At 71.1% G+C, this 23,125-nt stretch carries 23 protein-coding genes; 9 read left to right on the plus strand and 14 right to left on the minus strand.

Annotated elements, in window-relative coordinates; genetic code table 11:
- Window positions 1–146: 146 nt before the first annotated feature.
- The 3 genes from ACQEV2_RS19480 to ACQEV2_RS19490 form a co-directional block, all read right to left on the minus strand.
- A complete protein-coding gene (locus ACQEV2_RS19480) occupies window positions 147–539 on the minus strand; it encodes a hypothetical protein (RefSeq protein WP_433042796.1) in 393 nt (130 codons plus the stop codon).
- A gap of 359 nt (window positions 540–898) precedes the next feature.
- The gene (locus tag ACQEV2_RS19485) at window positions 899–1,690 is read right to left on the minus strand and encodes a calcium-binding protein (protein ID WP_433042798.1); all 792 of its coding nucleotides are present in this window, start codon (window positions 1,688–1,690) and stop codon (window positions 899–901) included.
- A gap of 239 nt (window positions 1,691–1,929) precedes the next feature.
- Window positions 1,930–2,691: a phosphoglyceromutase gene (locus ACQEV2_RS19490; protein WP_433042801.1), complete on the minus strand. Its 762-nt coding sequence runs from the start codon at window positions 2,689–2,691 to the stop codon at window positions 1,930–1,932.
- A 178-nt stretch (window positions 2,692–2,869) separates the two neighbouring features.
- Here ACQEV2_RS19490 and ACQEV2_RS19495 point away from each other — a divergent pair, with 178 nt between their 5' ends.
- Complete coding sequence (locus tag ACQEV2_RS19495; protein ID WP_433042804.1) at window positions 2,870–4,126, plus strand: MDR family MFS transporter; 1,257 nt, start codon at window positions 2,870–2,872, stop codon at window positions 4,124–4,126.
- Between the two features lie 58 nt (window positions 4,127–4,184).
- On the opposite strand, the gene ACQEV2_RS19500 is transcribed toward ACQEV2_RS19495, so the two are convergent.
- Window positions 4,185–4,631, minus strand: a complete 447-nt coding sequence (locus ACQEV2_RS19500) for a DUF2000 family protein (protein WP_433042807.1) — start codon at window positions 4,629–4,631, stop codon at window positions 4,185–4,187.
- A gap of 49 nt (window positions 4,632–4,680) precedes the next feature.
- Here ACQEV2_RS19500 and ACQEV2_RS19505 point away from each other — a divergent pair, with 49 nt between their 5' ends.
- Entirely contained in the window at window positions 4,681–5,487 is an 807-nt protein-coding gene (locus ACQEV2_RS19505) for an AraC family transcriptional regulator (protein ID WP_433042810.1), read from the plus strand.
- On the opposite strand, the gene ACQEV2_RS19510 is transcribed toward ACQEV2_RS19505, so the two are convergent.
- The 3 genes from ACQEV2_RS19510 to mshA form a co-directional block, all read right to left on the minus strand.
- Window positions 5,466–7,136, minus strand: coding sequence for a glycosyl hydrolase family 28-related protein (locus tag ACQEV2_RS19510; RefSeq protein WP_433042814.1), 1,671 nt, complete (start codon window positions 7,134–7,136; stop codon window positions 5,466–5,468). The genes ACQEV2_RS19505 and ACQEV2_RS19510 overlap by 22 nt on opposite strands.
- Before the next feature lie 129 nt (window positions 7,137–7,265).
- Window positions 7,266–7,766, minus strand: coding sequence for a YbjN domain-containing protein (locus tag ACQEV2_RS19515; protein WP_433042817.1), 501 nt, complete (start codon window positions 7,764–7,766; stop codon window positions 7,266–7,268).
- Window positions 7,759–9,096, minus strand: a complete 1,338-nt coding sequence (mshA, locus tag ACQEV2_RS19520) for a D-inositol-3-phosphate glycosyltransferase (protein ID WP_433054586.1) — start codon at window positions 9,094–9,096, stop codon at window positions 7,759–7,761. Before mshA ends, ACQEV2_RS19515 begins: the two co-directional genes overlap by 8 nt.
- 309 nt (window positions 9,097–9,405) lie before the next feature.
- Between mshA and ACQEV2_RS19525 the strand changes: the two genes are divergently transcribed.
- The 3 genes from ACQEV2_RS19525 to ACQEV2_RS19535 all read left to right on the plus strand — a co-directional run bounded on the left by ACQEV2_RS19525 (window position 9,406) and on the right by ACQEV2_RS19535 (window position 13,127).
- Window positions 9,406–10,224 carry a class I SAM-dependent methyltransferase gene (locus ACQEV2_RS19525; RefSeq protein ID WP_433042820.1) on the plus strand — a complete coding sequence of 273 codons (819 nt, stop codon included), beginning with the start codon at window positions 9,406–9,408 and terminating at the stop codon, window positions 10,222–10,224.
- A 181-nt stretch (window positions 10,225–10,405) separates the two neighbouring features.
- Entirely contained in the window at window positions 10,406–11,497 is a 1,092-nt protein-coding gene (locus ACQEV2_RS19530; protein ID WP_433042823.1) for a C40 family peptidase, read from the plus strand.
- Between the two features lie 328 nt (window positions 11,498–11,825).
- Window positions 11,826–13,127: a PP2C family protein-serine/threonine phosphatase gene (locus ACQEV2_RS19535; RefSeq protein ID WP_433042826.1), complete on the plus strand. Its 1,302-nt coding sequence runs from the start codon at window positions 11,826–11,828 to the stop codon at window positions 13,125–13,127.
- Between the two features lie 70 nt (window positions 13,128–13,197).
- Here the strand turns inward: ACQEV2_RS19535 and ACQEV2_RS19540 are convergent, their stop codons facing one another.
- From ACQEV2_RS19540 to ACQEV2_RS19550, 3 genes are all read right to left on the minus strand, one after another.
- Complete coding sequence (locus tag ACQEV2_RS19540; protein ID WP_398819620.1) at window positions 13,198–13,530, minus strand: DUF2516 family protein; 333 nt, start codon at window positions 13,528–13,530, stop codon at window positions 13,198–13,200.
- Window positions 13,531–13,671: 141 nt separating this feature from the next.
- Window positions 13,672–14,343 carry a hypothetical protein gene (locus ACQEV2_RS19545; RefSeq protein ID WP_433042829.1) on the minus strand — a complete coding sequence of 224 codons (672 nt, stop codon included), beginning with the start codon at window positions 14,341–14,343 and terminating at the stop codon, window positions 13,672–13,674.
- A gap of 122 nt (window positions 14,344–14,465) precedes the next feature.
- A complete protein-coding gene (locus tag ACQEV2_RS19550) occupies window positions 14,466–15,110 on the minus strand; it encodes a helix-turn-helix domain-containing protein (RefSeq protein WP_433042832.1) in 645 nt (214 codons plus the stop codon).
- A gap of 174 nt (window positions 15,111–15,284) precedes the next feature.
- On the opposite strand from ACQEV2_RS19550, the gene ACQEV2_RS19555 reads away from it, so the two are divergent.
- Both ACQEV2_RS19555 and ACQEV2_RS19560 read left to right on the plus strand, forming a co-directional pair.
- Window positions 15,285–16,199, plus strand: a complete 915-nt coding sequence (locus tag ACQEV2_RS19555; protein WP_433042835.1) for an NAD-dependent epimerase/dehydratase family protein — start codon at window positions 15,285–15,287, stop codon at window positions 16,197–16,199.
- Between the two features lie 38 nt (window positions 16,200–16,237).
- Window positions 16,238–17,161 carry an RNA polymerase sigma-70 factor gene (locus tag ACQEV2_RS19560; protein ID WP_433054589.1) on the plus strand — a complete coding sequence of 308 codons (924 nt, stop codon included), beginning with the start codon at window positions 16,238–16,240 and terminating at the stop codon, window positions 17,159–17,161.
- 138 nt (window positions 17,162–17,299) lie between these two features.
- Here ACQEV2_RS19560 and ACQEV2_RS19565 read toward each other — a convergent pair whose 3' ends face one another.
- Window positions 17,300–17,650 carry a winged helix-turn-helix transcriptional regulator gene (locus ACQEV2_RS19565; RefSeq protein WP_433042838.1) on the minus strand — a complete coding sequence of 117 codons (351 nt, stop codon included), beginning with the start codon at window positions 17,648–17,650 and terminating at the stop codon, window positions 17,300–17,302.
- 58 nt (window positions 17,651–17,708) lie between these two features.
- On the opposite strand from ACQEV2_RS19565, the gene ACQEV2_RS19570 reads away from it, so the two are divergent.
- On the plus strand, window positions 17,709–18,608 hold the full coding sequence (locus ACQEV2_RS19570) for an NAD(P)-dependent oxidoreductase (RefSeq protein WP_433042841.1): 900 nt from the start codon (window positions 17,709–17,711) through the stop codon (window positions 18,606–18,608).
- On the opposite strand, the gene ACQEV2_RS19575 is transcribed toward ACQEV2_RS19570, so the two are convergent.
- Together ACQEV2_RS19575 and ACQEV2_RS19580 are read right to left on the minus strand one after the other, a co-directional pair.
- The gene (locus tag ACQEV2_RS19575) at window positions 18,577–19,095 is read right to left on the minus strand and encodes an HAD domain-containing protein (protein WP_433054592.1); all 519 of its coding nucleotides are present in this window, start codon (window positions 19,093–19,095) and stop codon (window positions 18,577–18,579) included. The two genes, ACQEV2_RS19570 and ACQEV2_RS19575, sit on opposite strands and share 32 nt — an antisense overlap.
- A gap of 113 nt (window positions 19,096–19,208) precedes the next feature.
- Window positions 19,209–19,862 carry an RraA family protein gene (locus ACQEV2_RS19580; RefSeq protein WP_433042844.1) on the minus strand — a complete coding sequence of 218 codons (654 nt, stop codon included), beginning with the start codon at window positions 19,860–19,862 and terminating at the stop codon, window positions 19,209–19,211.
- Between the two features lie 183 nt (window positions 19,863–20,045).
- Between ACQEV2_RS19580 and ACQEV2_RS19585 the strand changes: the two genes are divergently transcribed.
- Window positions 20,046–20,888 carry a nitroreductase/quinone reductase family protein gene (locus ACQEV2_RS19585; protein WP_433042847.1) on the plus strand — a complete coding sequence of 281 codons (843 nt, stop codon included), beginning with the start codon at window positions 20,046–20,048 and terminating at the stop codon, window positions 20,886–20,888.
- Between the two features lie 200 nt (window positions 20,889–21,088).
- On the opposite strand, the gene ACQEV2_RS19590 is transcribed toward ACQEV2_RS19585, so the two are convergent.
- Window positions 21,089–23,125: a HelD family protein gene (locus tag ACQEV2_RS19590; RefSeq protein ID WP_433042850.1), complete on the minus strand. Its 2,037-nt coding sequence runs from the start codon at window positions 23,123–23,125 to the stop codon at window positions 21,089–21,091.

A 23,125-nucleotide genomic window follows, 5' to 3' on the forward strand; every position in this document is an offset into this window, starting at 1 on the left:
ACATCAGCCCTGTCAGGTCGATGCCGGTGCCCGAGTGGCTGAGGTCTCGCGACTCCTGCTCGTACTCGGTGATGTCCACTTCGCCAAGCCTCCGCACGCGTGGGCTGTGTGCGAGGCCGTTCAAGTGGGGACTTACAGACCTCCGTCTAGCGCCGCTTCAGGTTCCGGTCCAGGATTGCCCGGAGCCGGTCGACGTCCGCAGGGTCCTGAGCGCCCCGCTTGGCCAGTAGCGCGACTCCGGACGCGCGATCACCGCCAAGGAGCACGAAGAGTCCGGGCGTCTCCAGATACTCCCGGAACACCGTCCAGTCCATGCTGAAGGACGCCCGCTCACCAGTGGTGACCGCACCACGGTCGTCCGCCACCGTCCGGCACTGTCCGTACGGCTCCACCACGCTGAACATCCGGCGGGCCATGGTGCGCAGCCCTCGTACAGTGCCCCAGAACGCGACTGGCACGGCGAGCACCAGCGAGATGATCCACACGACCGGCGGTTCATCCCGGACGACCGAGAAGACGCTCACGGCGATTGCCGCCATGAGCGGCGCCACAAGTGCCTGGATCCGACCGGACGGTGACCGACGAGCCCGTGCACGGAGCGCCTCTTCGAAGTCCGCTGCGGTTGGCCGGTAGACGAACTCCACAGCCGTACCGACGTCCGTGCTCCGATGTGAGGAATCCCCGCCCCTGGTGTCCATGAGCAGCGATCGTAGCGAGGGGGTGCCGGGCGGATCCGATCAGCTGAGCCGACAGACATCCTGCCAACGTGGCTCACACAGTTTTGACGCGGTAGGTAGGTAGGTAGGAGGGGGTCGTCCCCTGCCCGCCGATGTCGCGGTCAGGGGACGACCACCTCACGGTCACTTCAGCGGTCCGGGCTCAGTTCACCGGTCCGGTCTCACTTCACATCGACGAAGTCGGCCGAGCCGGTCGTGGCCTGGGTGAGGCTCGTGCCCGCGAAGTCGTAGCGGTACGCGCCGTCCGCCGTCGCCTTCACGGTGGCCGTGGCCCAGCCGTTGCGGTCGGTCTTGATCTTCTTCAGCGTGACGAAGGGGCCGCTCGTGCCCTTGCGGTACTGGAGCAGCACCTGGTGCCCGATGAGGGGCGCGTTCTTGTGCGTCTCCCAGCTGGCGACGGTCATACGGGCCTTGACCGTGAGGTCCTTGCCCTTCTTCACCGGCTGCGGGGTGGCGACGGTCTGGGACATGTAGGTCTGGCGCTTGATGCGTGCGAGGTAGGCGCCGTCCCCGCGGGTGACGTTGCCGGCGCCGTCGGTGGCCACGGGGCTGATGGTCCAGACACCGGCGAGGGCGTTGCTGCGGAGGTTGACGTTCGGGTCGGCGGTCACGAGGGCCTCGCAGAAGGAGGTGGTCTCGTTGATCTTCACGCAGTGGCTCGACCCGACCAGGACCCCGTCGGCCTTCGCCCGGTCCGCTCCGTGCCACAGCTCGTACGACACGCTCTGGACGCCGGACGGGTCGCTGACCGTCGCGGAGACCGAGAACACCTTCTTCCGCGCGGCCTCGACGCCAACGGTGTAGTCGCGGTTGTGGTTGACATCGATGTTCCAGAACGTCGTGCCCGAGTCGTCCGGCTCGGCCCCGGCGGCCGGAACGACGAGAGCGGTGACGGCCAGGGCGGCGCTGAGGGCAGCGGCGGTGGCGGTGGCGACAGTGGCGCGTAGGCGCATGGCGTGGTTTCCCCCACGTTTGATGAATGGGTGGTGACTTCACCTGCATCAGACAGAGGGGGCGTGAGGGGGGTTGTGCACCCTTGCCGACCCGGCCCATCACTTAATCCTGGCTTCTCCTCGAGTTGGTGGAATCATCGGCTGCCGGCCAACCCGGCTGAGGGTCCGCGGGTGGACCGGGCCATGAAAATGCCCCCGATCCGCGCCATCAGCGCAGGTCGGGGGCATGATCATGGAGCCTACTTCTTCTTGCCCTGGTTCTTGACCGCCTCGATGGCCGCCGCAGCCGCCTCCGGGTCCAGGTACTTGCCGCCCGGCGTCACCGGCTTGAAGTCGGCGTCGAGCTCGTAGTACAGGGGGATGCCCGTCGGGATGTTCAGGCCGGCGATGTCGGCGTCGGAGATGCCGTCGAGGTGCTTGACCAGGGCGCGCAGTGAGTTGCCGTGGGCGGCGACCAGGACTGTGCGGCCGGTCAGGAGGTCGGGGACGATGCCGTCGTACCAGTACGGGAGCATGCGGAACACCACGTCCTTCAGGCATTCCGTGCGGGGGCGCAGCTCCGGGGGGATCGTCGCGTAACGCGCGTCGTCCGACTGGGAGAACTCCGTGCCGTCCTCGAGCGGGGGCGGCGGGGTGTCGTACGAGCGGCGCCACAGCATGAACTGCTCCTCGCCGAACTCGGCGAGGGTCTGGGCCTTGTCCTTGCCCTGAAGGGCGCCGTAGTGGCGCTCGTTCAGGCGCCACGAGCGGTGGACGGGGATCCAGTGACGGTCCGCGGCCTCGAGGGCCAGCTGGGCCGTGCGGATCGCGCGCTTCTGGAGGGACGTGTGGACAACGTCGGGCAGGAGGTCGGCGTCCTTCAGGAGCTCGCCGCCGCGGACTGCCTCCTTCTCGCCCTTCTCGTTGAGGTTGACGTCCACCCAGCCGGTGAACAGGTTCTTCGCGTTCCACTCGCTCTCGCCGTGGCGGAGGAGGATCAGCTTGTACGGTGCGTCGGCCATGCGATGAGCGTAATCCAAGCCTCTGATCGGGTGCGCCCGCCTCTCGATGGGCGGACTGTTGACGGGATCTGTTAATTGAGTGGCCTCCGACAAGGGCGCGCTCGTAAGTTGTGCCTACCGCATGAGCCGCTTACATCGACCGTGCCGTTCCTGGCTGTGCCATTCCTGGGGGATTTCTATGTCGCTCGCCGCCCTGAGACGTGCCACCCGAGAGACCGTCTCCGGGCTCCCCCGCGAGTTCTGGTGGCTGTGGACCAGCACCCTGGTGAACCGGCTCGGGGGATTCGTCGCGACCTTCATGGCCTTGTACCTCACTCTCGATCGCGGGTACTCCGCCTCCTACGCCGGTCTCGTCGCCTCGCTCCACGGCCTCGGCGGGGTCGTCTCTTCGATCGGCGCCGGCGTCATGACCGACCGGCTCGGGCGGCGGCCCACCCTTCTCGTCGCCCAGGCGTCCACCGCCCTCTCCGTCGCGCTCCTCGGCTTCGTGCACCACCCCGTCGCCATCGCCGCCGTCGCCTTCCTCGTCGGCGCCGCCTCCAACGCCTCCCGGCCCGCCGTGCAGGCGATGATGGCCGACATCGTCCGGCCCGAGGACCGGGTGCGCGCCTTCTCGCTCAACTACTGGGCCATCAACCTCGGGTTCGCCATCTCCTCCATGGCCGCCGGGTTCATCGCGGAGGTCAGTTACCTCGCCGGATTCCTGATCGAGGCGGGGATGACGGCCGTCTGCGCGGTCGTGGTGTTCGTCAAGCTGCCCGAGTCGCGGCCCGAGCGGACGCAGGCGGAGAAGGCCGCCGAGGAGGTCGGGCTCGGGACCGTGCTGCGCGACGGGCGCTTCATGAGCGTCGTCGGGCTGTCCTTCCTCGTCGCCCTCGTCTTCCAGCAGGGGGCTGTGGGGCTGCCGGTGGCGATGGGCGACGCCGGGTTCTCCCCCGCCGACTACGGCCTCGCCATCGCCGTCAACGGTGTCCTGATCGTCGCGCTGCAGATCCCGGTGACGCGGTTCATCGAGCGCCGGGACACGGGGCGGATCCTCGTCGTCTCGTCCCTGCTGGCCGGGTACGGCTTCGGGCTCACCGCGTTCGCCGGTTCGGTCGGCGTCTTCGCGCTGACGGTGTGCGTGTGGACGCTGGGCGAGATGCTGAACGCGCCCACCCAGACCGGGCTCGTCGTCCGCCTCTCCCCGGCCCAGGGACGTGGGCGGTACCAGGGCATGTACACCATGTCCTGGTCCGTGGCCGCCCTGGTCGCGCCCCTGATGTCCGGCTTCGTCATCGACCACTACGGCGCGGAGTGGCTGTGGGGGCTGTGCGCGGTCGTCGGTACGGCGGCGGCGATCGGATACGGCGCCCTGATGCGCCGGCTGCCGGCGGAGAAGCCCGCCGACGACGAAACCCCGGCCACCGCGAAGAGCGAGGTCAGCCCCGCCTGACGGCGAATCCCCGGGGTTCGCCGGTCGTCGTCACGAGTGCATCCGCACCCGGTCGTCGTCACGGATGCATCCGCGCCCCCTTCACCACCTTGTCCACCGCGTTCCTCGGCCCGTACACCGCCAGCCCCACCAGATCCAGCTCCCCCGTCGGCACGGCCCGCACCGCCGCGCGGTTGTCCCGGTCGTTGCCCGTCGTGAAGAGGTCGGAGGTGAACACCGCGCGCGGGAGGGAACGGGACAGCACGCGCGCGTGGGCCGTCGTCAGCGTCTCCTTCGTGCCCTCGAAGACCAGGACCGGCTGGCGGAACATCGGCAGGTAACGGACGCCGTCCCCGTCCTCGTACGGCTCCCCGATCACCTCGGGGAGCTGCGTGCCCAGGCCGCTGACCAGGAAGGCCGTGACGTTCAGACGCTGCCACGGCTCCAGGTCCTCGCGCAGCAGCACGGCGATCTTCGTGTCGAAACGGACAGGGGCCTGATCGGTCGCATCGGTCGCATCGCTCATACGACGAGACTGGCGGCCGCCGTACGACTCCGTCTTGTACGTTCTTTGCATGGCCGCCGCCCGGAACCACCAGGAGGTCTCCGCGTGGCGCCCCTCCGTCCCGGGCGTCACCGAGGTCTTCCACGCCCACTTCACCGAGTACGCGTATCCGATGCATGTCCACGAGGCCTGGACGCTCCTCATCGTGGACGACGGCGCCGTACGGTACGACCTCGACCGGCACGAGCACGGCACCCCGCACGACACGGTGTCCCTCCTGCCACCGCACGTCCCCCACAACGGCTCCCCCGCCACCCCGCACGGCTTCCGCAAACGCGTCCTGTACCTGGACAGCACCCGGCTGGGCGAGGACCTGATCGGCCCGGCGGTGGACTCCCCCGACCTCCGGGATCCGGTGCTGCGGCAGCGCGTCGGCCAGTTGCACGCCGCCCTCGCGCAGCCCGGCGACGAGTTGGAGGCGGACAGCAGGCTCACTCTCATCGGCGACCGGTTGCGCGCACACCTGCGGCCCAGAACCGTCACCGACCTCCCGCGCCGCGATCCTGCCCTCGCCCGCCGCCTCCGCGAACTCCTCGACGAACGTGTCGTCCAGGGCATCGCCCTCGACGAGGCGGCCGCGCTCGTCCAGGCCCATCCCGCGCATCTCGTACGGTCGTTCAGCACCGCGTACGGCATCGCCCCGCACCAGTACCTGATGTCCCGCCGCGTCGACCACGCCCGCCGGCTGCTGCTGGAAGGCCGGTCGCCGGCCGAGGTGGCGACCGCGACGGGCTTCTACGACCAGTCCCATCTCACGCGCCACTTCCGGAAGTTGGTGGGCGTGCCACCGGGGCGCTACCGCAGCAGCGCGCGCTGAGCGTCGTACAGATTGCGCGGCCGTACGACGTCGGTGGTGCCGTACAGCTCCAGGCGGGAGTGGAGGTCCCCCGTGAAGTCCGGTACGTCGATCTGGTCGAACTCGGTGACCTCGTTGATGCCGACGGTGGCGGAGTACGGGGCCAGACCGTCGAGGCGGATCATGCCCGCGCGGCCGTTGGTCACCCGGACGTTCCAGTGGGTGAAGCGTGCGCCGAACAGTGGGCCCGCGCTCGCGTCTCCGCCGTGACGGCCGTCGTTGTGGACGGTGATGTCGGTGCGGACGTTGGCGAAGGGCAGGCCGCGGTGGCTGTCGAAGGTGCCCGTCCGCATCTCGCCGCGTGACCAGACGTTGTGCGAGGACAGGCCCTCGACGTTGATGCCGTGGAGCTGGGTGCCCGCGGGGGCCGGGGTCGTGCGGGCCTCGATCGTGAAGTCCTCGATCAGGTTGTCGTGCGAGCCCTCGCGGCAGAAGTACGGGTGGTGGGTGCCGCGGCCCGACACGCGCGTGCGGCGGAGCGTGCAGGCGGAGGCCGCGACCAGGCCGAAGCCGTTGTCGACGTGGCGGACGGTCACGTCGTCCACCCAGCAGTCGTAGGCGCATTGGAGGACGACGCCGTTGTGGCCGCGGTCGAGGAGGTGGGGCTGCTGTGGGGTCTCCGGCGCCTCCAGGGTCAGGCCCTCGACGCCCGCTCCCGTCAGCTCGGGCGTGTGGGTGGTCAGTTGGGGGTTCCACTCCGGGCGTGTGTCCAGGGGAAGGGGGCGTTCCAGGGTGATCTTCCGGCCGTGGATCCGGGCGATGCGGACCGGCCATTCGTAGGGGACGTACGACGTCAGTTTCGTCTTTTCGGCCCAGGTGTAGGCCTCCGGGCCCGGGCCGCCGCCGCACATGTGCTCCAGGAGGGTGTGGTCGGCGTCGTCGGCGAGGCGGAGCAGGACCAGGGCGCCGGGGTGCAGCGACGAGGGGTCCGGGACCGTCACCGTCCAGGCGCCCTGGCGCGCGGGGTCGACCGGTGTGAGCGTGCGCCACTCGTCGCGCCGGTTGCCCGTCCAGCCCTCGAAGGGCCAGGCCTTCGCCCTGATCGCGGCGACGAGGGAGTTCCAGCGGGCCTCGGGGGCGAGCCAGATGAGGCCGCCCGCCCAGGACCACGCCGACTTGTCGCCGCCGTAGCGGGAGCCATAGGCGCCGATCAGGTCGGTGAGGTTCTTCGTCGCGTGGAGTGTCGTACGGCTGCTGCCGGCGCCGCGGAGCACCACGTTCGAGTGGCCTACGCGGATCACGTCGTCGATGCGGAACGTGCCGGGCGGGATGGTGACCGTGCCACCGCCGGCCCTTCCGGCGGCGGCGATGGCACGGTTGATCGCGGGGGCGGAGTCGGTCGTGCCGTCCGGCACGGCACCGAAGTCGCGGATGTCGGCCACGGCCGGGCGGCGGGGGAAGCGGGGCGCTCCGCCGCGGTAGCCGGCTCTACCGACGAAGGGGATCTGGGGGTGGGTGAAGGGAGTGTGGGTGAACTCGTGCCAGAGAGGCGGGGCTTCGGCGGCGGATGCCGCCCGTGCCGTGCCGGTCGCCGCGCCCGTCGCCGCGCCGAGCGCCACGGCCGTGGCCCCGCCGAGCAGGGCCCGTCTGGTGAGGTGCGTGTTGCCCATGTCCGTGCGTCCTCCATGCGGCTCTTCATGGATGTGAACGACGTTCAGATGTGCGGTGGGCGCGAGCATGCCACGACCCTGCGAAGCGCGGAAGGGGTCGCGCAGCGTGAGTTGGTTCGGACCTTTACGTCAGTCCGCTGAGCGCTGAGTCAGATGACTGAACGCGTCCAGGTTGCGCGTCGATTCGCCGCGCGCCACTCGCCACTCGTACTCCTTGCGGATCGCGGAGGCGAACCCCAGCTCCAGGAGGGTGTTGAAGGCGCCGTCCGCCGCCTCCAGGACCTGGCCGAGGAGACGGTCGATCTCGTCGGGGGTGACGGCGGAGAGGGGGAGCTTGGCGGTGACGTAGATGTCGCCGAGGCGGTCCACGGCGTAACTGACGCCGTAGAGCTTGAGGTTGCGCTCCAGGAGCCAGCGGTGGACGCCCGGCTCGTTCTCGTCGGGGTGGCGGATGACGAAGGCGTTGAGCGACAGGGAGTGGCGGCCGACGAGGAGGGAGACCGTCGTCGACAGTTTGCGGGTGCCGGGGAGTTTGACGACGTAGTTGCCGGGGGCGGGGCTCTCCCACTCCAGTTCGGCGTCCTTCAGGGCTCCCTCGACGACCTGCGCCGTCTTCTGTGCGTCAGCCATGGTGGGAGCGTACGCGACGCCGGTGGGACTGGGTCGCGGCCGTGTAGACGTCCGCCGTGGCGGCCGCCGCGGCGTCCCAGCCGAAGGACTGCGCGTGCCGGGCCGCGGCCTCGCCCATGCGGGGGGACAGGTGCGGGTCCTCCGCGAAGGCGTGCAGCACGCGCGCGTAGTCGGCCGGATTGTGGCCCTGGACCAGGAAGCCGGTACGGCCGTCGCGGACCGCGACCGGGAGGCCGCCTACCGCTGCCGCCAGCACGGGCGTGCCCGCCGCCTGCGCCTCGATGGCCACCAGGCCGAAGGATTCGCTGTACGACGGCATGACCAGCACCGATGCCGCGCGGAACCAGTCCGCGAGCTGATCCTGGCCGACGGGCGGGCGGAACCGTACGACGTCCGCGATGCCCAGGCGTGCCGCCAGCTTCTGCAGGCCCTCGGGCTTGGCGAGGCCGCTGCCGCTGGGGCCGCCGACGATGGGGACGACGATGCGGGAGCGGAGGTGAGGGTGCTCGTCGAGGAGGACGGCTACGGCGCGGAGAAGGACGTCCGGGGCCTTCAGGGGCTGGATGCGGCCCGCGAACAGGGGGATCAGCGCGTCCTGCGGGAGGCCGAGGCGGGCGCGGGCCGCGGCTCGGCCGTCGGCGGGCGAGAAGCGGGTGAGGTTGACGCCGGGGTGGACCACGGCGACCTTGGCGGGGTCGGCCGCGTAGTGCCGTACGAGTTCGTCGGACTCTTCGGCCGTGTTGGCGATGAGCCTGTCGGCGGCCGCGACGATCTGGGTTTCGCCGATGACCCGGGCTGCGGGCTCGGGGGTGTCGCCGTCGGCGAGGTTGGCGTTCTTGACCTTGGCCATGGTGTGCATGGCGTGCACCAGGGGGGCGCCCCAGCGCTGGGCGGCCAGCCAGCCGACGTGGCCGGAGAGCCAGTAGTGGGAGTGGACCAGGTCGTAGTAGCCGGGGCGGTGACCGGCCCAGGCCTGCATCACGCCGTGGGTGAAGGCGCACAGCTGGGCGGGGAGGTCCTCCTTGTTGAGGCCCTCGTAGGGGCCCGCGTCGATGTGGCGGACGAGGACGCCGGGGGCGAGCTGGACGGTGGGGGGGAGGTCCGTGGCGGTCGTGCGCGTGAAGATCTCCACCTCGATGTTGATCGCGGCGAGGCGCTGCGCGAGCTCCACGATGTAGACGTTCATGCCGCCGGCGTCGCCGGTGCCGGGCTGGTGGAGCGGTGAGGTGTGCACGGAGAGCATGGCTACGCGGCGGGGGCGGCGGTGGAGCCTGAGCCGCGGGTGGGCCGCCGGAGAGCGACGCCCGAGCCTGCTGACGTACTGGCTCACGTGGCGGTCCTCCTTGGCTGCGGGCATGCCGGGTGGAGGGTGTGGGGCCCTCCAAGGGGGTGCAACAGCGGGGGGAGGGGTTGCCATTCCTGGTGGGGTGGTTTTTGCCGAGGTATTACCGGGGGTCGCTCAACTGTTCGGGGCCGGGGGGCGTCCACCTGTGGTGGGCGGTGCGGGTTGTGGGGGTGCGGGTTGTGGGGGGTGCGCGGCTGTGCCTGCGGCAGCCTGTGGCCCTGAGTGGGGGTGCGCCTTGCGCACTACTCGTTCGTCGTGGGTCGGGGCCGCGCCGGGCCCTTTACCCTCGTATCCATGACTGCCCGCGCCGCCGCCCGCCCCGTGGGAACGGTGACTCGCGGGACCACCAATCCGAATCGGCTCCGTCGTATGGACCGCTGGATCGCCCACACGCACGGGGCCGAGCTGCGGCGGGCCGCCGAGCCTGTCGCCGTCGATCTCGGATACGGCGCCGCTCCCTGGACGGCCGTCGAGCTCCTCACCCGGCTCCGCGCGGCAGCGCCCCGCGCGCGGGTCGTCGGTGTCGAGATCGAGCCGGCGCGGGTCGCGGCCGCCGCGTCGTACGAGCGGGAAGGGCTCGTTTTTCGGCATGGCGGGTTCGAGATTCCGATACCGCAGCGGCCCGTGCTGGTGCGGGCGGCGAATGTGCTGCGGCAGTACGAGGAGGGTGAGGTCGCCGGGGTCTGGGAGCGGCTGTGTGCGCGGCTGGCGCCGGCCGATCCGCTGGTCGGGTCGCGTGGGGGGCTGCTTGTCGAGGGGACCTGTGACGAGGTCGGGCGCCGGCATGTGTGGGTGGCACTCGGGCCGGAGGGGCCGCGCACGGTGACCTTCGCGACGCGGCTGGGGTCGCTGGAGCGGCCGTCGGATCTTGCCGAGCGGCTGCCGAAGGCTCTCATTCACCGCAATGTGCCCGGTGAGGCGGTGCATGCCTTTCTGCGCGACTTCGACCGTGCCTGGGCCGCCGCCGCGCCCTATGCGTCCTACGGTGCGCGGCAGCGGTGGATGCGGGCGGTGCGGGACCTCGCGGGTGACTGGCCGGTGATGGACGGGCCGGTGCGATGGCGGCAGGGTGAAGTGACGGTGCGGTGGGAGGCGTTGGCGCCGCGGGCCTGACTCCGGGGGCGGGGAACGATCTCCGCGAGTCGTTCGTCACATTGGCGGGGAGATCGTCATGGGGGCGGGCGAGGGGGGAAATACGTAGTCCGACTGCCTCTGTCGCTTTGCGCGTCGTCGTGGCACGATCCCCCAAGCGCCGATAAGTTACTGACGGTAAATCAGGTTTGGGGGCAGAGGTATGGGACCGGGCAAGCGCACCCTCTCGCCGGGCAAGCGCAGCGTCCTCGTGGCCTTGACCGTGGTCTGTGCGGTCACCGTGCTGGCGGCGCCTGGTACGGCGTTCGCGGCACCTTCCCCTGGGCCGTCACCCTCGTCTTCCCCGACGGCCGTGTCGAACAAGGACCTTGAGGCCGTTCGCCAGAAGCTCGACAAGCTCTACCACGCCGCGGCCGTCGCGACCGACGAGTACAACGCCGCCGAGGAGGCGGCCGAGAAGCAGTCCGCCGAGATCGTCGCGCTGGCCAAGAAGATCGTCAAAGGCCAGGAGAAGCTGGCCGAGTTGAAGAAGCGGGCCGGCGCCGCGGCCGCCGCTCAGTACCGGTCCGGCGGGCTGCCCGACGAGGCCCAGCTGATGCTCAGCGACGATCCACAGGGCTTCCTCGACGGCGCCGGGCGGGTACTGCAGGGCCAGCGCGCGACCAAGGGGCTGCTCGCCGAAATGACCCGCACCCAGCAGGACTTGGAGCAGTACGCCAAGGACGCCTCCGCTCAGTGGCAGAAGCTGGAAGCCGGCCGCAAGGCCAAGGCGGCCGCCCAGAAGAAGATCGAGCAGCAGATCAAGGCGGCCGAACAGCTCGAATCCAGGCTGGAGAAGGAAGAGAAGGAGCGCCTCGCCGAGCTGGAGAAGGAGGCCGCCTACAAGGCGCAGACCGCCTGGCTGGATTCCGGCATCCTCGAGGACATCAAGGGCAAGGCGTCCGAGCAGGGCCGCGAGGCCGTCGAGTATGCCACTGAGCAGCTGGGCAAACCGTATGAATGGGGCGCCGAGGGGCCGAAGTCGTACGACTGTTCAGGGCTCACGTCACAGGCCTGGGCGAGCGCCGGGCAGGGGATTCCGCGGACCTCGCAGGAGCAGTGGAAGCAGCTGAAGCGCATCGACATCGAGGACATGCGCCCCGGCGACCTCATCATCTACCACGGCGACGCCAGCCATGTGGCCATGTACATCGGCGACGGCGCCATCATCCACGCCCCACGACCCGGGCGGACGGTGACGGTCGCCGGGGCCGGATCGATGCCGATTCTCGGAGTGGTTCGGCCCGATGCGTGAGGGTTCAGGGGGGCTTGTGACAGGTGAGGCAGAGGCTGGGTGGCGATGAGACCTGCGGTTTGTGACGGGTGGTCGTGACCCCCGCCACGTGACCCACCCCACGTCACTCTGCCGTGAAACCCGCCGCCGGCGTGACGTTCGTCATCCCTTGCCCTGCTCCGGCCTGTCCAACTGCGGTACGGAACGCGGCATATGACAGAGGCCAGCGTCAACGCGGCGTGGCTCACACCATTCCATTGCGGCGCCGACACCCGCTATGGTCCCCGTCGGTGGATCGAGGTCCCTCGTTCCCACCATGCCCTCGGGGGGAGGGAAGGAACTCAAGACGATGCCCGTACCCATACCGCGGCAGAGAGCGATCCCGGCCGCGGAGAGTGGTCAGGCGCAGGCCGCGTCCCCAGGCGGCACCTCCACGGAAGAGGCCCCGCGTAAGGAACAGACGGTCGAGAACACCACCCACACCAACCTGACCCTGCTGCTGATCGAGGACGATCCCGGCGGGTCGGCGATCGTGCCCGAGTTGCTCGACTCGGCCGGCAAGCCGATCCGCGTGCGCACCGCCCGCAACCTCACCGAGGCCGAGCGGCTGCTCACCGACGACGTCCACTGCATCCTGCTCGACCTCGCGCTACCGGCGCCCGGCCGGGCCGCCGCCGACGACGAGCTGGCCGTGCTCAGGCACGTCCTGGAGATCGCTCCCCGGCACGCCGTCCTCGCGCTCACCGCCTCCGGCGACGCCGAGCGCGGTGCGGAGGCCGTGCGCGTCGGCGCGCAGGACTACCTCTTCCGGGACGAACTGGACGGGCGGCTGCTGAGCCGGGCGATCCGGTACGCCGTGGAGCGGAAACGTTCCGACACGGCCGAGCGGCGGCTGGCCGAGGGCCGGATGCGGGCGCAGGAGAACCGCCGCCTGGAGCGCGGTCTGCTGCCGACGCCGCTGCTGGAGGGGTCCTCGCTGCGGTTCGCCGCGCGGTATCGGCCGGGGCGTTCGCGTGCCCTGCTGGGCGGTGACTTCTACGACGTCGTCCGCACCGCGGACGGGACCGTGCACGCCATGATCGGTGATGTCTGCGGGCACGGGCCCGACGAGGCCGCGCTCGGTGTGGAGCTGCGCATCGCCTGGCGGGCGCTGACCTTGGCCGGCCTGTGCGGGGACGCGCTGCTGGGGACCCTTCAGCAGGTCCTTGAGCACGAGCGGGCCGACGACGAGATCTTCGCGACGCTGTGCACGGTGGATATCGCGCCGGACGGGCGGCGGGCCGGGCTGTGCCTCGCCGGGCATCCGTCACCGCTGGTCGCCCGGCCCGGCCGGCCCGCGCAGCTGTTGCCGTACGACAACAACGGGCCCGCGCTCGGTCTGCTGCCCGGGGCCCGGTGGCCCCGGATGGAGGTGAAGCTGGGGGCCGAGTGGAGTCTGATGCTCTACACCGACGGCCTCATCGAGGGGCGTGTCGGCGAGGGGCGGGAGCGGCTCGGGCAGGACGGCATGGTGGAGATGGTCCGTCGGCAGCTGGCTGAGGGGCTGCGCGGGGAGGCCTTGCTGCGGGCGGCCGTCAATGAGGTTCGGGACCTCAATGGGGGCGAGCTGACGGACGACGTGGCGGTGCTGTTGCTCGACCGGGGAGTCTGAGCCGGGGCTCGCCGTAGCGGGGCCTGCTGTATGCCGTCTGCTCGGACACAGCCCCGCGCCCCCAGGGACGTTACCGTCCGCCATTCCACGGGCCGTAGGGCCCGTCGCTGCTGGAGCCCCTTCTGCTGCGGCCTCCGCCCGGCAGGCTCTTGATGGCTGGGCGGACGTCGACCATGTACACGATCGTCGCGATGAGGCCGATGATCGGCAGGAACGACAGGATCGGGAAGAGCAGGTTCACCACGAAGGCGATGCCGAGGATGATCATCCAGAACGGCTTGGTCTGCTTGTCGGCCGCTCGGTAGGCGTCCTCCCGGCGGAAGGCAGCGTCGATCAGCGCGAAACCGCTGAAAAGGATCAGGGCCATGCTCAGCAGCCACATGAACCCCGCGAAGCCCTGCATCAGCACAACGTCCACCACCTGATTCGGCTCGTACCTACGCGGTCACCGTACCCCCAACCGCCGGACCGCTACCCGAACAACGGGCCGAGCACTCGCTGAGTGCCCGGCCCGTGCCGAACGGCCCCTTTTCACCCGTAGGGGTTACTTGGCGGGCGGGGTCGTCTTCTTGGCGGTGGTCTTGCGTGCCGTGGTCTTCTTCGCGGTGGTCTTCTTCGCCGCGGCGGCCTCCGCGGCGGACTTGGTCTCGGCGGTCTCGGCCTCGGCCTTGTCCTCCTTGACCTCGACCGGCTCGGCCTTCGGCTCGACGGCCACGGCGAGCTCCTCGATCTCCTCGGCCGCCTCGCCGCGCCAGTGCTTCACCGCCTGCTCGCCGTGCTCGGCGACCTTCTCGTAGGTCTCGCGGGCCTTCACGGCGTACTCGGCGGCGACGCCGACACCGCGCAGCGCGAAGTCCTGGGCGGTCTCGCCGAGCTTCTTCAGGTCGGCGTCGAGGTTGCTGCCGAGCTTCTTGAAGTCCGCGTCCAGGTTGCTGCCGAACTTCTTGATGTCGGCGTCCAGGGTGCTGATGAGCTCGTTGACCTTGGCCTGGAGGGTCTCCTGCGCCTCCTTGGCGCGGGCGGTGGCCTTCTCCTGGACGGCCTTGGGGTCGGTGTTGCGAACGGCCTCGAACCGGGCCGGCGCCTCGGCGCGCAGCTGCTCCACCAGGCCGGGCACCTTCTTGGCCTGCTGGAAGGCCAGGTCGGCGGTGCCGGCGGCGAAGTAGAGCGGGGTCGGGTCGCTGAAGGTCTTACGCAGGTCGTCGGCGATGGCCATGGTGATGGTCCTCCCGGGTTGCTTTGAGGTGAGGGTTTTGGATCCCGCGGGCGACCGGACGGCTGGTCCGCCGGTTCGTGTCGACGCGTGCCGGTGTGTGGCGCGCGTACGGCAGAACTCGGTCAGCCGGCCGACTGCTGCGGGTTGATCGGGTTTTCCGGGTCGGCGTCGCTGCCGTCGGACGTACGGGTCGTGCGGGGCTTGCTGGTCTTACCGGTGTTGCGGGTACGGCGCGCGGCGGACTTGCGGCCGCCGTCGGCCGTGCTGTTCGTGCGGGTCGTACGGCTGCGGCGTACGGCGGCGTCACTGCCCTGGGCGTCCGCCGCGCCGTCGGGGTGGCCGTCGCTCTGCGGGGAGTCCGGATCCGAGCCGACGGCCGCGATCACCTCGGCGATCTCGCCCGCCTCGGTGGATATCCCGAACCCGTTCTCCTTGCGGAAGGATTCGTAGATCTGGAGCAGCACCTGCTTCTGCCGCTCGTTCAGCGTGGGATCGGCGAGGATGACGGCGCGCGTCTCCACCTCGTCCCGGTCCCGCTCGGCGTCGAGAATGCCGGCGCGGACGTACAGCGTCTCCGCGGAGATCCGCAGCGCCTTGGCGACCTGCTGCAGCACCTCCGCGCTCGGCTTGCGCAGCCCGCGCTCGATCTGGCTCAGGTACGGATTGGACACCCCGGCGGCATCGGCGAGTTGCCGCAGCGACAGCTGCGCGGTGCGCCGCTGCTCACGCAGATACTCGCCGAGATTGCCGACGTTGAGCGATGCCATGTCTCCACCTTGCCTCACCGTCGCTAACTATTGCAAGCACCCGCTTGCAATAGTGCGCCACGCCACGTGTCGACCGTCAGGGTGTGCACGACGCTTTCCCCCCGATGTCACAGACGCCCGGGCTGTCTCGTCCCAGGTTGCAGAGACGGATTCATAGTCGGGAAGGTGAGGATCATGCGGGTGTTCGTGGCAGGGGGTACCGGGGCCCTGGGCCGGCGACTGGTGCCGCAGCTGGTGGCCCGTGGCCATCAGGTGACGGCCACGACGACGAGCGCGGCCAAGCTGGGGCTGCTGGAGCAGCTCGGCGCGCAGGGCGTCGTGATGGACGGGCTGGACGGGATGTCGGTCGGTGAGGCGGTGGCCGCGGCGCGGCCGGACGCGATCGTGCACGAGATGACCGCGATCTCCGGCAAGGCCGACATGCGGCACCCCGACCGGACGTTCGCCACCACCAACCGGCTGCGCATCGAGGGCACGGACCACCTGCTGGCCGCCGCCGACGCGACCGGCGTCCCCCATGTCGTCGTGCAGAGCTTCGCGCAGAGCTACGGGGCCGGGGCGGGGCTGCTGACCGAGAAGGACCCCATCGACCCGGGTTCGGGGACGATGGCGCAGAGGATCTCGGCGGGCGTCCTGCACATCCAGGACGTGGTGCCCAAGGCCGGCGGCACGGTCCTGCGCTACGGCGGGTTCTACGGGCCGGGCGCCAGTGACGACGTGGTCGAGTTCGTACGCAAGCGGAAGTTCCCGCTCGTCGGGGACGGCACCGGCTGGAACTCGTGGGTGCACCTCGACGACGCGGCGAGCGCCACCGTGCTGGTCGTGGAGCAGCAGGCGAGGGGCGTGTTCAACATCGTGGACGACGAGCCCGCCCAGGTCCGCGACTGGCTGCCGTATCTGGCCGCCTGCGCGGGGGCGAAGCCGCCGATGCGGGTTCCGCGGTGGCTGGCCAGGCTGCTGGCCGGCGAGTTCGCGGTGACCCTGATGACCGAGGGCCGCGGCTTCTCCAACGCCAGGGCCAGGCGGGAGCTCGGCTGGGAGCCGCGGTACCCGTCGTGGCGCCAGGGCTTCAAGGAGGAACTGGCGTGACCCGCACGGAGGAGGGCGCCGCCCGAACGGGGAAGGACATGACCCGCACCGAGGAGTTCCAGGAGCTACGGCCGCTGCTGTCCGCGATCGCCTACCGCATCCTCGGCAGCGTGAGCGAGGCCGAGGACGCGGTCCAGGAGACCTGGCTGCGGTACGAGGCGTCCCCGACCCGGCCCGCCTCGCCCAAGGCCTTCCTCTCGGCCGTGGTGACCCGGATCTCGATCGACGTGCTGCGCTCGGCCCGCGTCCGGCGGGAGACGTACGTCGGGGCGTGGCTCCCCGAGCCCCTGCTCACCGACCCCTACGAGGATCCGGCACGGTCGGCGGAGCTGGCCGACTCGGTGTCGATGGCGGCCCTGTTGCTGCTGGAGCGGCTCAGCCCGCTGGAGCGCGCGGTGTTCGTGCTGCGCGAGGTGTTCGGGTTCGGCTTCCCCGAGGTCGCGTCGGCGGTGGGGCGCTCGGAGGCGGCGTGCCGCCAGCTCGCGACGCGGGCGCGGCGCCACATGGACGCGGGGCGCCCCCGGTTCGAGGCGGACCGCCGGGAGCGGGAGGAGCTGGCGGCGCGGTTCTTCGACGCGCTCAGGGAAGGCGACGTCGACGGGCTGCGGGAGCTGCTCGCGGCCGACGTGCAGATGGTCGGCGACGGCGGCGGCAAGGCCCCGCAGCTGGCCAGGTCCGTCTTCGGTGCCGACAACGTGGCCCGGGTGCTGGCCGCGAACTTCCCCCTGCTCATGCGGATCGAGGCGACGCTGGAGCCGCACGAGGTCAACGGCCAGCCGGGCGCCGTCCTGCGCGACCGGGACGGCAAGGTGATCAACACCTTGGCCCTCGACGTCCTCGACGGGCGGATCCAGACGATCCGCTCGGTGCAGAACCCCGACAAGCTCGGGCACGTGGGGCCGGTCGGCGACGCGTGGGCGGTCGCCCGCGAGGTGAAGCAGGCTCGCCGGCCCGGGGTCTGACCACCGCTCCGCCCCGGATACGAGGGCCAAGTACCCACTTTTTTGTGGGTACTTGGCAGCGGCCGACGGACGTCAGAACCTGTATGCGGGTGATCGGCGAGGTGCCGGACCCCGCGGCGGACGGAGGTGACGTTCGGATCAGGAAGCCGACCGGTCGGCGGCATCCAGCCTCTCCAGGCGGCGATGCCCCCACTCGGAGAGCGGCGCCACGGCCTCGGCGAGGTCGCGGCCGAACTCGGTCAGGGAATACACGGTCTTCAGCGGCAGGACGTCGTACACCTCCCGGTGCACCAGCCCGTCCGTCTCCATCTCACGCAACGCCTGGGTCAGCACCTTCTCGCTGAGGCCCGGCAGCCGGCGGCGCAGTTCCGCCGGGCGGTGCGGGCCGTCCTCCAGCAGCCACAGCAGCGAGGTCTTCCACTTGCCGTCGATCACGGCGATCGCGGCGGTCACCCCACACACGTTCGGGTCATGGCGCCGATGCGTCATACCCCACCCCTTTTGTCACCGATTCATCAACTATCGCCACCCTACAAGGAGTTGAGTCATGTCCACATACGTCGGCGAGTCCGCCGTCACCGTCACCGTCCTCGGCCTCGGCCCGATGGGCCGCGCCCTGGCAGGTGCTTTCCTGGACGCGGGGCTGCGGGTCACCGTCTGGAACCGCACGCCCGGGCGGGACGGGGAGCTCCTCGACCGCGGTGCCAAGGCGGCCGTGTCCCCGGCGGAGGCGGTCGCCGCCAGTACGCTGACCGTCGTCTGCGTGGTGAACTACGACGCCGCCGACGCCGTCCTGCGGCAGGACGCGGTCACCGACGCGCTCAAAGGCCGTACGGTCGTGAACCTGACCGCCGACAGCCCGGCCCGGGCCCGGGACACGGCCGACTGGGCCGCCGCGCACGGCATCCGCTACCTGGACGGCGCCATCATGACGCCGACCACGACCATCGGGACGCCGGACGCGGTGTTCCTGCACAGCGGCCCCGAGGAGCTCTACCGCGAGCACCGGCCCGTCCTCGACGCGCTCGGCGGCACCCACACCCACCTCGGCGAGGACATCGGCCGGGCCGCCGCCTACGACATCGCCCTGCTCGACATCTTCTGGACGGCGATGGCCGGCTACGCGCACGCCCTGGCCATGGCCCGGGCCGAGGGCATCACCGCGCGGGAACTCGCCCCCTTCGCCCAGGGCATCGGCGCGATCCTGCCGCCGCTGTTCGAGGAGTTCGCGGGCGACGTCGACGACGGCACATACTCCGGCGAACTCAACCCGATCACGTCCGCCGTCTCCTCCATGGCGCACATCGTCCAGGCCTCCGAGTCCCACGGCATCGAGGCAGGGGTGATCCGCGCCGCCGAAGGACTGGCCCGCCGGGTCGTCGCCCTCGGCCATGGCACGGACGGCTTTATGCGGGTCACCGAGCTGCTGGGCCGCCACCTGCGGTGATCCACTCCTCCAGGACGGTGAAGTCCCGGCCGGTGGGGCCATGGCGATGGTCGACGCGGTGCAGGAGGGCGGGCGAGGGATGGTGGCCGGCCACCCAGGCCCGGTCGGCGTCGGTGATCTCGTCGTCGACCCAGACGAAGGGGCGGTCGGCGGCCCGGGCCACGAGGGGCCGCGTCTTCCAGTGCAGGCCACGGGGGCCGAGACGGGGTTCCGGGCCTTCGTCCGGCCAGTCGACCACCGGCAGCGGGGGCAGGCCGAGCCAGGGTGCGAGGGCGGCGTTGGCGTCATCCATCCAGGTCGTGGCCCACACGAGCTCGCAACCCAGCGCGGCGAGCCGTCGCAGACGGATGCCGAGTGCGGGGTCGACGCGGGCGAGGAGGGGGTGGGCGGCCGTCTCGGGCAGAGGCTGGGGCGGCTCGTACAGCGGGTACGGCCGCTCCGCCCCGAAGGGGATCAGCGTTCCGTCGACGTCGAGGAAGAGGAGCATCGGGGACAGCATCAGCCCGTGAGGGCCGTACGCAAAGAGCTGTACGGCCACGAAGAGCCGTACGACAGCGAAGAAGTCGTACGGCCGCGAAGAGCCTTACGGCCCTCAGCCGCTCAGCCCTCGAACCCCTGCTCCGCGAGAACCTTGTCGATGCGTGCCCGGTGCGCCTCCTCCCAGGCGTCGAGGGTCTCGCCGGCCTCCTTGGCGAGCTTGGCGCGGGCCGCCGTCAGCACCTCCTCGCGACGGGCGCCCGGCACCACCACGACGCCCTCCTCGTCGGCCACCACGACGTCCCCCGCGTCGACCGACACACCCCCGCACCGCACCCGCTCGTTCAGCGGCCGTACGACCGACTTGCCGCCCGGGATCGGGATGACGCCCCGTGCGAACACCGGGAACCCCCTCTCCCGCACCTCCCCCAGGTCCCGGATCAGCCCGTCGGCGACGAACCCGGCGACGCCCCGGCGGTGGGCGACGGCGCAGACGTTCCCCCCGGCCAACGCGTAGTCCAGGTCCCCCGACTCCACCACGACGACCGACCCGGGCTCCGCGCGGTAGATGGCCGCGTGCAGCATGAGGTTGTCCCCGGGCGGGCACCGCACGGTGAACGCCGGACCGGCGATCCGCGGCACCGGATTCCACAGCGGACGTATGCCGATGTCCATCACCTGCTCACGGCCCAGCAGGTCGGCGAGGGTGGTCGTGGGGATGTCCTGAAACGGGCTGTCTCGAAACGGGCTGTCCTGAAATTCGGTCGCGTCGGTCATGGCAGCAAAGTTACCGTCGTGCCCATGACTGCCGGGTCGGCCTTGTGCCGTGAGCGAGTTGGGTGTTGCCCGGCCTCTGAGTGAGGCTGTGGGCGCGGGCCAGGAGCCCGCCTCTTTCTCTTCGCCTTCCCTCCGTACGGAATTCCCTCCGTACGGAAACCAGCGACAGAGAAAGAGGGAGAATTGCCCCACGATTTCAATCAACAGGTCATCGACGAGTTCCGCGCCAACAAGGGCCGCGTCGGCGGCTACTTCGAGGGTGCGCGTCTGATCCTGCTCACCACCACCGGCGCCCGCACCGGCCGCCCGCACACCACCCCCGTCGGCTACCTCCCCGACGGCGACGGCCGCGTCTTGGTCATCGCCTCGGCCGCCGGCGCCCCCAAGCACCCGGCGTGGTTCCACAACCTCCTCGCGCACCCCCAAGTCACCGTCGAGAGCGGCGCGTTCACCTACGAGGCGCGGGCCGTCGTCCTGGACGGCGAGGAGCGGGACCGGGCGTTCGCACGGGCCGTGGAGGCGGATCCGGGCTGGGCGGCGTACCAGGAGAAGACGGACCGGGTGATCCCCGTCGTGGCCCTGCACAGCATCGCCCAGGGCGGCCCGGGGACCATCAACGCCTCCTCCATGGGCGAGGCCATCAAGGTCGTCCACGACGCCTTCCGCCGCGAACTCGCCCTGATCCGCGAGGAGATGGCCAAGGGCGGCTCCACTCTGGGCGCCCAGCTCCGCGTCAACTGCCTCACCTTCTGCCAGGGCCTGCACAACCACCACACCGGCGAGGACACGATGCTGTTCCCGTTCCTGGCCGACGGCCGCCCCGAGCTCGCCCCCGCCCTGGCCCGTCTCCGGGAGGAGCACGAGCGCATCGCCGCCCTCGTCGAGGACCTGCGTCGCGCCGTGACCGCCGAGCACCCGGACCCGGCCACCGCCCGCACCGAGGTGGAGCGGCTCACGGCGGAGCTGGAGGCGCATCTGACGTACGAGGAGGAGCAGCTGATCCCGGCCCTCGACGCCGCAGCCTGACGGCGCCCGGGAGGCCGTCGCTGCCAGGGCCTGCCCGGCGGGTAAGGCCGGCTACGAGAAGCGGCATGCCGTGCAACGCAGGTGAGCGGGGTCCGGTGCGTCCCACTGTGACGGCAACGCCGCAGAGGGGCGTGCCGGGCCCCGCGACGCCGACATGGTCCGCCATCCGCCGGACAGGCCCTGGGGTCCCGTTGGGGCTCTCAGAACGGCAGCGGCCTCCCGTGCACGACCTCCAGCCCCGCCACCGCCCGCGTCAGCACCACATACAGCCGGTGCAGCCCCCGCGCCTCCGCCTCCACGATCGCCGCCGGCTCCACGGCGACGACATGGTCGTACTCCAGCCCCTTCACCACACTCGCCGGCACGACGGCCACCCGTGCCCCCAGCTCGTCCGCGCCCCCCGCCTCGATCCCGGCCGCCCCCAGCGCCTCCCGCACCCGCCGCACATCCCCGTCGGCCGCGACGACCCCCACGGACCCCTCCCGGGCCAGCGCATCCCGTACGGCGCCCACGACCGCCCCCAACAGATCGCCACCGGCCTGCCGAACCCGCAACTCCCCATCGCCCCGCAGCGAACGAGCCGACGGCACCTCCACGTCCAGCCGCTCCAGCAGCCGGTTGGCCAGTGCCAGGACCGCCCCGGGCACCCGGAACCCGGTCGTGAGCGGTACGACCATCGCGTCCGGCTTCCCCAGATGCCGCAGCACGGTCTCCCACGACCGCGCGGCCCACGGCGTCGTCCCCTGCGCCAGATCCCCCAGCACGGTCAGCGACCCGAAGGCCGCCCTTCGCGCGATCGCCCGGCACTCCATCGGTGACAGATCCTGCGCCTCGTCGACGACGACATGGCCGTACCCCTTCGGATGCTCAATGAGCCCGGCCACCTCGTCGAGCAGCACGAGGTCGGCGGCCGACCAGCGCGCCGACTTCCACGACCGCGGCGGCTTCGCCCACAGCAGCGCCTTCTGCTCGTCGGCGTCCAGCAGCCCGTCGGCGGCGGCCTCCAGCACCGCCGGATCGCCGAGCAGCTGAGCCACGACCTCCTCGGGCCGAACCCGCGGCCATACGGCGTCGATATACGCCCCGACCGCCCGCGCCCCCGAGATCTTCCGCACCCACGCGTTGCTCTGCGGCCCGGCCCGCCGCTCGGCCTGCTCCTGGATGCGCCGCACCACCCGCGTCCGCACCCGCTCCCGCCCGACGGCATACGGCGGCTCCTCGGCCCGCACCCCCGCGACGATTCGCAGCAGCTCCCCCTCCGAGACCCGCCACCGATACGAACCGTCCGCCACCGCAAGGGAGCCGACCGCCCCGGCGTGGTCCCCCACCCGCGCGTACAGCGCGCGCCGCAACACCTCCGCCATCCGGACGTCATGCTTGACGACGGCCGTCCGCTCACCGTCCTCCCCGCCGACCGGACGCCTCGCGATCTCCTCCCCCAGCGTCGACTGCCGCACGCCCGTCTCGCCGAGGGCCGGGAGGACCTGGGAGATGTACGACAGGAAGGTCCGGTTGGGCCCGAGGATCAGCAGGCCGCCGCGCCGGATGCGCTGCGGATGCGTGTAGAGCAGATACGCGGCGCGGTGCAGGCCCACGGCGGTCTTGCCGGTGCCGGGCGCGCCCTGCACGCACACCGACTCGGCGAGATCCGCGCGTACCAGATCGTCCTGCTCGGGCTGGATGGTGGCCGCGATGTCACGCATCGGGCCGACGCGGGGCCGCTCGATCTCCCGGGCGACGATGTCGCTGACGCGCGACTCACCCCGGTCGAGGTGCTCGTCCTCCAGCCCCGTGAGGTCGGCGGAGTCCCCGCGGCTGCCCGGGGACCAGCCGAACCGTCGCCGTACCGCGACGCCCTGTGGATCACGGGCGGTGGCCTGGTAGAAGGCGCGGGAGACGGGGGCACGCCAGTCGACGACGAGGGGCGGGTCGGCCGGGCGTTCGCTGATCCGCAGCCGCCCGATGTGCAGTGACTGTTCGGCGTGCGGCGACTCTTCGGCGGTGTCCAACCGCCCGAAGAACAACGGCCCCTGGGGCAGCTCCCGCATCTCCTTCGCCCGGCTGCGCAGCCGGTACCCCAGCACTTCGGCATCGGCACCGGAGGCGGAGACGTCCTCGCCGGTGACGACGTGCTCCTGGGCTCCGTCGACCATGGCGGCGAGGGCGGCGCGGCAGCGGTCGTGGTGGGCGCGTTCCTGGATGAGGGCGTGGTGGAGGGCGGGGTCGGGTGACGTCAT

This window comes from Streptomyces sp. CA-251387 (assembly GCF_050936625.1).
Lineage (GTDB): Bacteria > Actinomycetota > Actinomycetes > Streptomycetales > Streptomycetaceae > Streptomyces.

What these genes read in the sequence shown, in the direction of transcription:
- ACQEV2_RS19480 (WP_433042796.1), bottom strand. Translation starts at nt 539, where the DNA reads ATGGCGGCAATCGCCGTGAGCGTCTTCTCGGTCGTCCGGGATGAACCG.
- ACQEV2_RS19485 (WP_433042798.1), bottom strand. Translation starts at nt 1,690, where the DNA reads ATGCGCCTACGCGCCACTGTCGCCACCGCCACCGCCGCTGCCCTCAGC.
- ACQEV2_RS19490 (WP_433042801.1), bottom strand. Translation starts at nt 2,691, where the DNA reads ATGGCCGACGCACCGTACAAGCTGATCCTCCTCCGCCACGGCGAGAGC.
- ACQEV2_RS19495 (WP_433042804.1), top strand. Translation starts at nt 2,870, where the DNA reads ATGTCGCTCGCCGCCCTGAGACGTGCCACCCGAGAGACCGTCTCCGGG.
- ACQEV2_RS19500 (WP_433042807.1), bottom strand. Translation starts at nt 4,631, where the DNA reads ATGAGCGATGCGACCGATGCGACCGATCAGGCCCCTGTCCGTTTCGAC.
- ACQEV2_RS19505 (WP_433042810.1), top strand. Translation starts at nt 4,681, where the DNA reads ATGGCCGCCGCCCGGAACCACCAGGAGGTCTCCGCGTGGCGCCCCTCC.
- ACQEV2_RS19510 (WP_433042814.1), bottom strand. Translation starts at nt 7,136, where the DNA reads ATGGGCAACACGCACCTCACCAGACGGGCCCTGCTCGGCGGGGCCACG.
- ACQEV2_RS19515 (WP_433042817.1), bottom strand. Translation starts at nt 7,766, where the DNA reads ATGGCTGACGCACAGAAGACGGCGCAGGTCGTCGAGGGAGCCCTGAAG.
- ACQEV2_RS19525 (WP_433042820.1), top strand. Translation starts at nt 9,406, where the DNA reads ATGACTGCCCGCGCCGCCGCCCGCCCCGTGGGAACGGTGACTCGCGGG.
- ACQEV2_RS19530 (WP_433042823.1), top strand. Translation starts at nt 10,406, where the DNA reads ATGGGACCGGGCAAGCGCACCCTCTCGCCGGGCAAGCGCAGCGTCCTC.
- ACQEV2_RS19535 (WP_433042826.1), top strand. Translation starts at nt 11,826, where the DNA reads ATGCCCGTACCCATACCGCGGCAGAGAGCGATCCCGGCCGCGGAGAGT.
- ACQEV2_RS19540 (WP_398819620.1), bottom strand. Translation starts at nt 13,530, where the DNA reads ATGCAGGGCTTCGCGGGGTTCATGTGGCTGCTGAGCATGGCCCTGATC.
- ACQEV2_RS19545 (WP_433042829.1), bottom strand. Translation starts at nt 14,343, where the DNA reads ATGGCCATCGCCGACGACCTGCGTAAGACCTTCAGCGACCCGACCCCG.
- ACQEV2_RS19550 (WP_433042832.1), bottom strand. Translation starts at nt 15,110, where the DNA reads ATGGCATCGCTCAACGTCGGCAATCTCGGCGAGTATCTGCGTGAGCAG.
- ACQEV2_RS19555 (WP_433042835.1), top strand. Translation starts at nt 15,285, where the DNA reads ATGCGGGTGTTCGTGGCAGGGGGTACCGGGGCCCTGGGCCGGCGACTG.
- ACQEV2_RS19560 (WP_433054589.1), top strand. Translation starts at nt 16,238, where the DNA reads ATGACCCGCACCGAGGAGTTCCAGGAGCTACGGCCGCTGCTGTCCGCG.
- ACQEV2_RS19565 (WP_433042838.1), bottom strand. Translation starts at nt 17,650, where the DNA reads ATGACGCATCGGCGCCATGACCCGAACGTGTGTGGGGTGACCGCCGCG.
- ACQEV2_RS19570 (WP_433042841.1), top strand. Translation starts at nt 17,709, where the DNA reads ATGTCCACATACGTCGGCGAGTCCGCCGTCACCGTCACCGTCCTCGGC.
- ACQEV2_RS19575 (WP_433054592.1), bottom strand. Translation starts at nt 19,095, where the DNA reads ATGCTCCTCTTCCTCGACGTCGACGGAACGCTGATCCCCTTCGGGGCG.
- ACQEV2_RS19580 (WP_433042844.1), bottom strand. Translation starts at nt 19,862, where the DNA reads ATGACCGACGCGACCGAATTTCAGGACAGCCCGTTTCGAGACAGCCCG.
- ACQEV2_RS19590 (WP_433042850.1), bottom strand. Translation starts at nt 23,125, where the DNA reads ATGACGTCACCCGACCCCGCCCTCCACCACGCCCTCATCCAGGAACGC.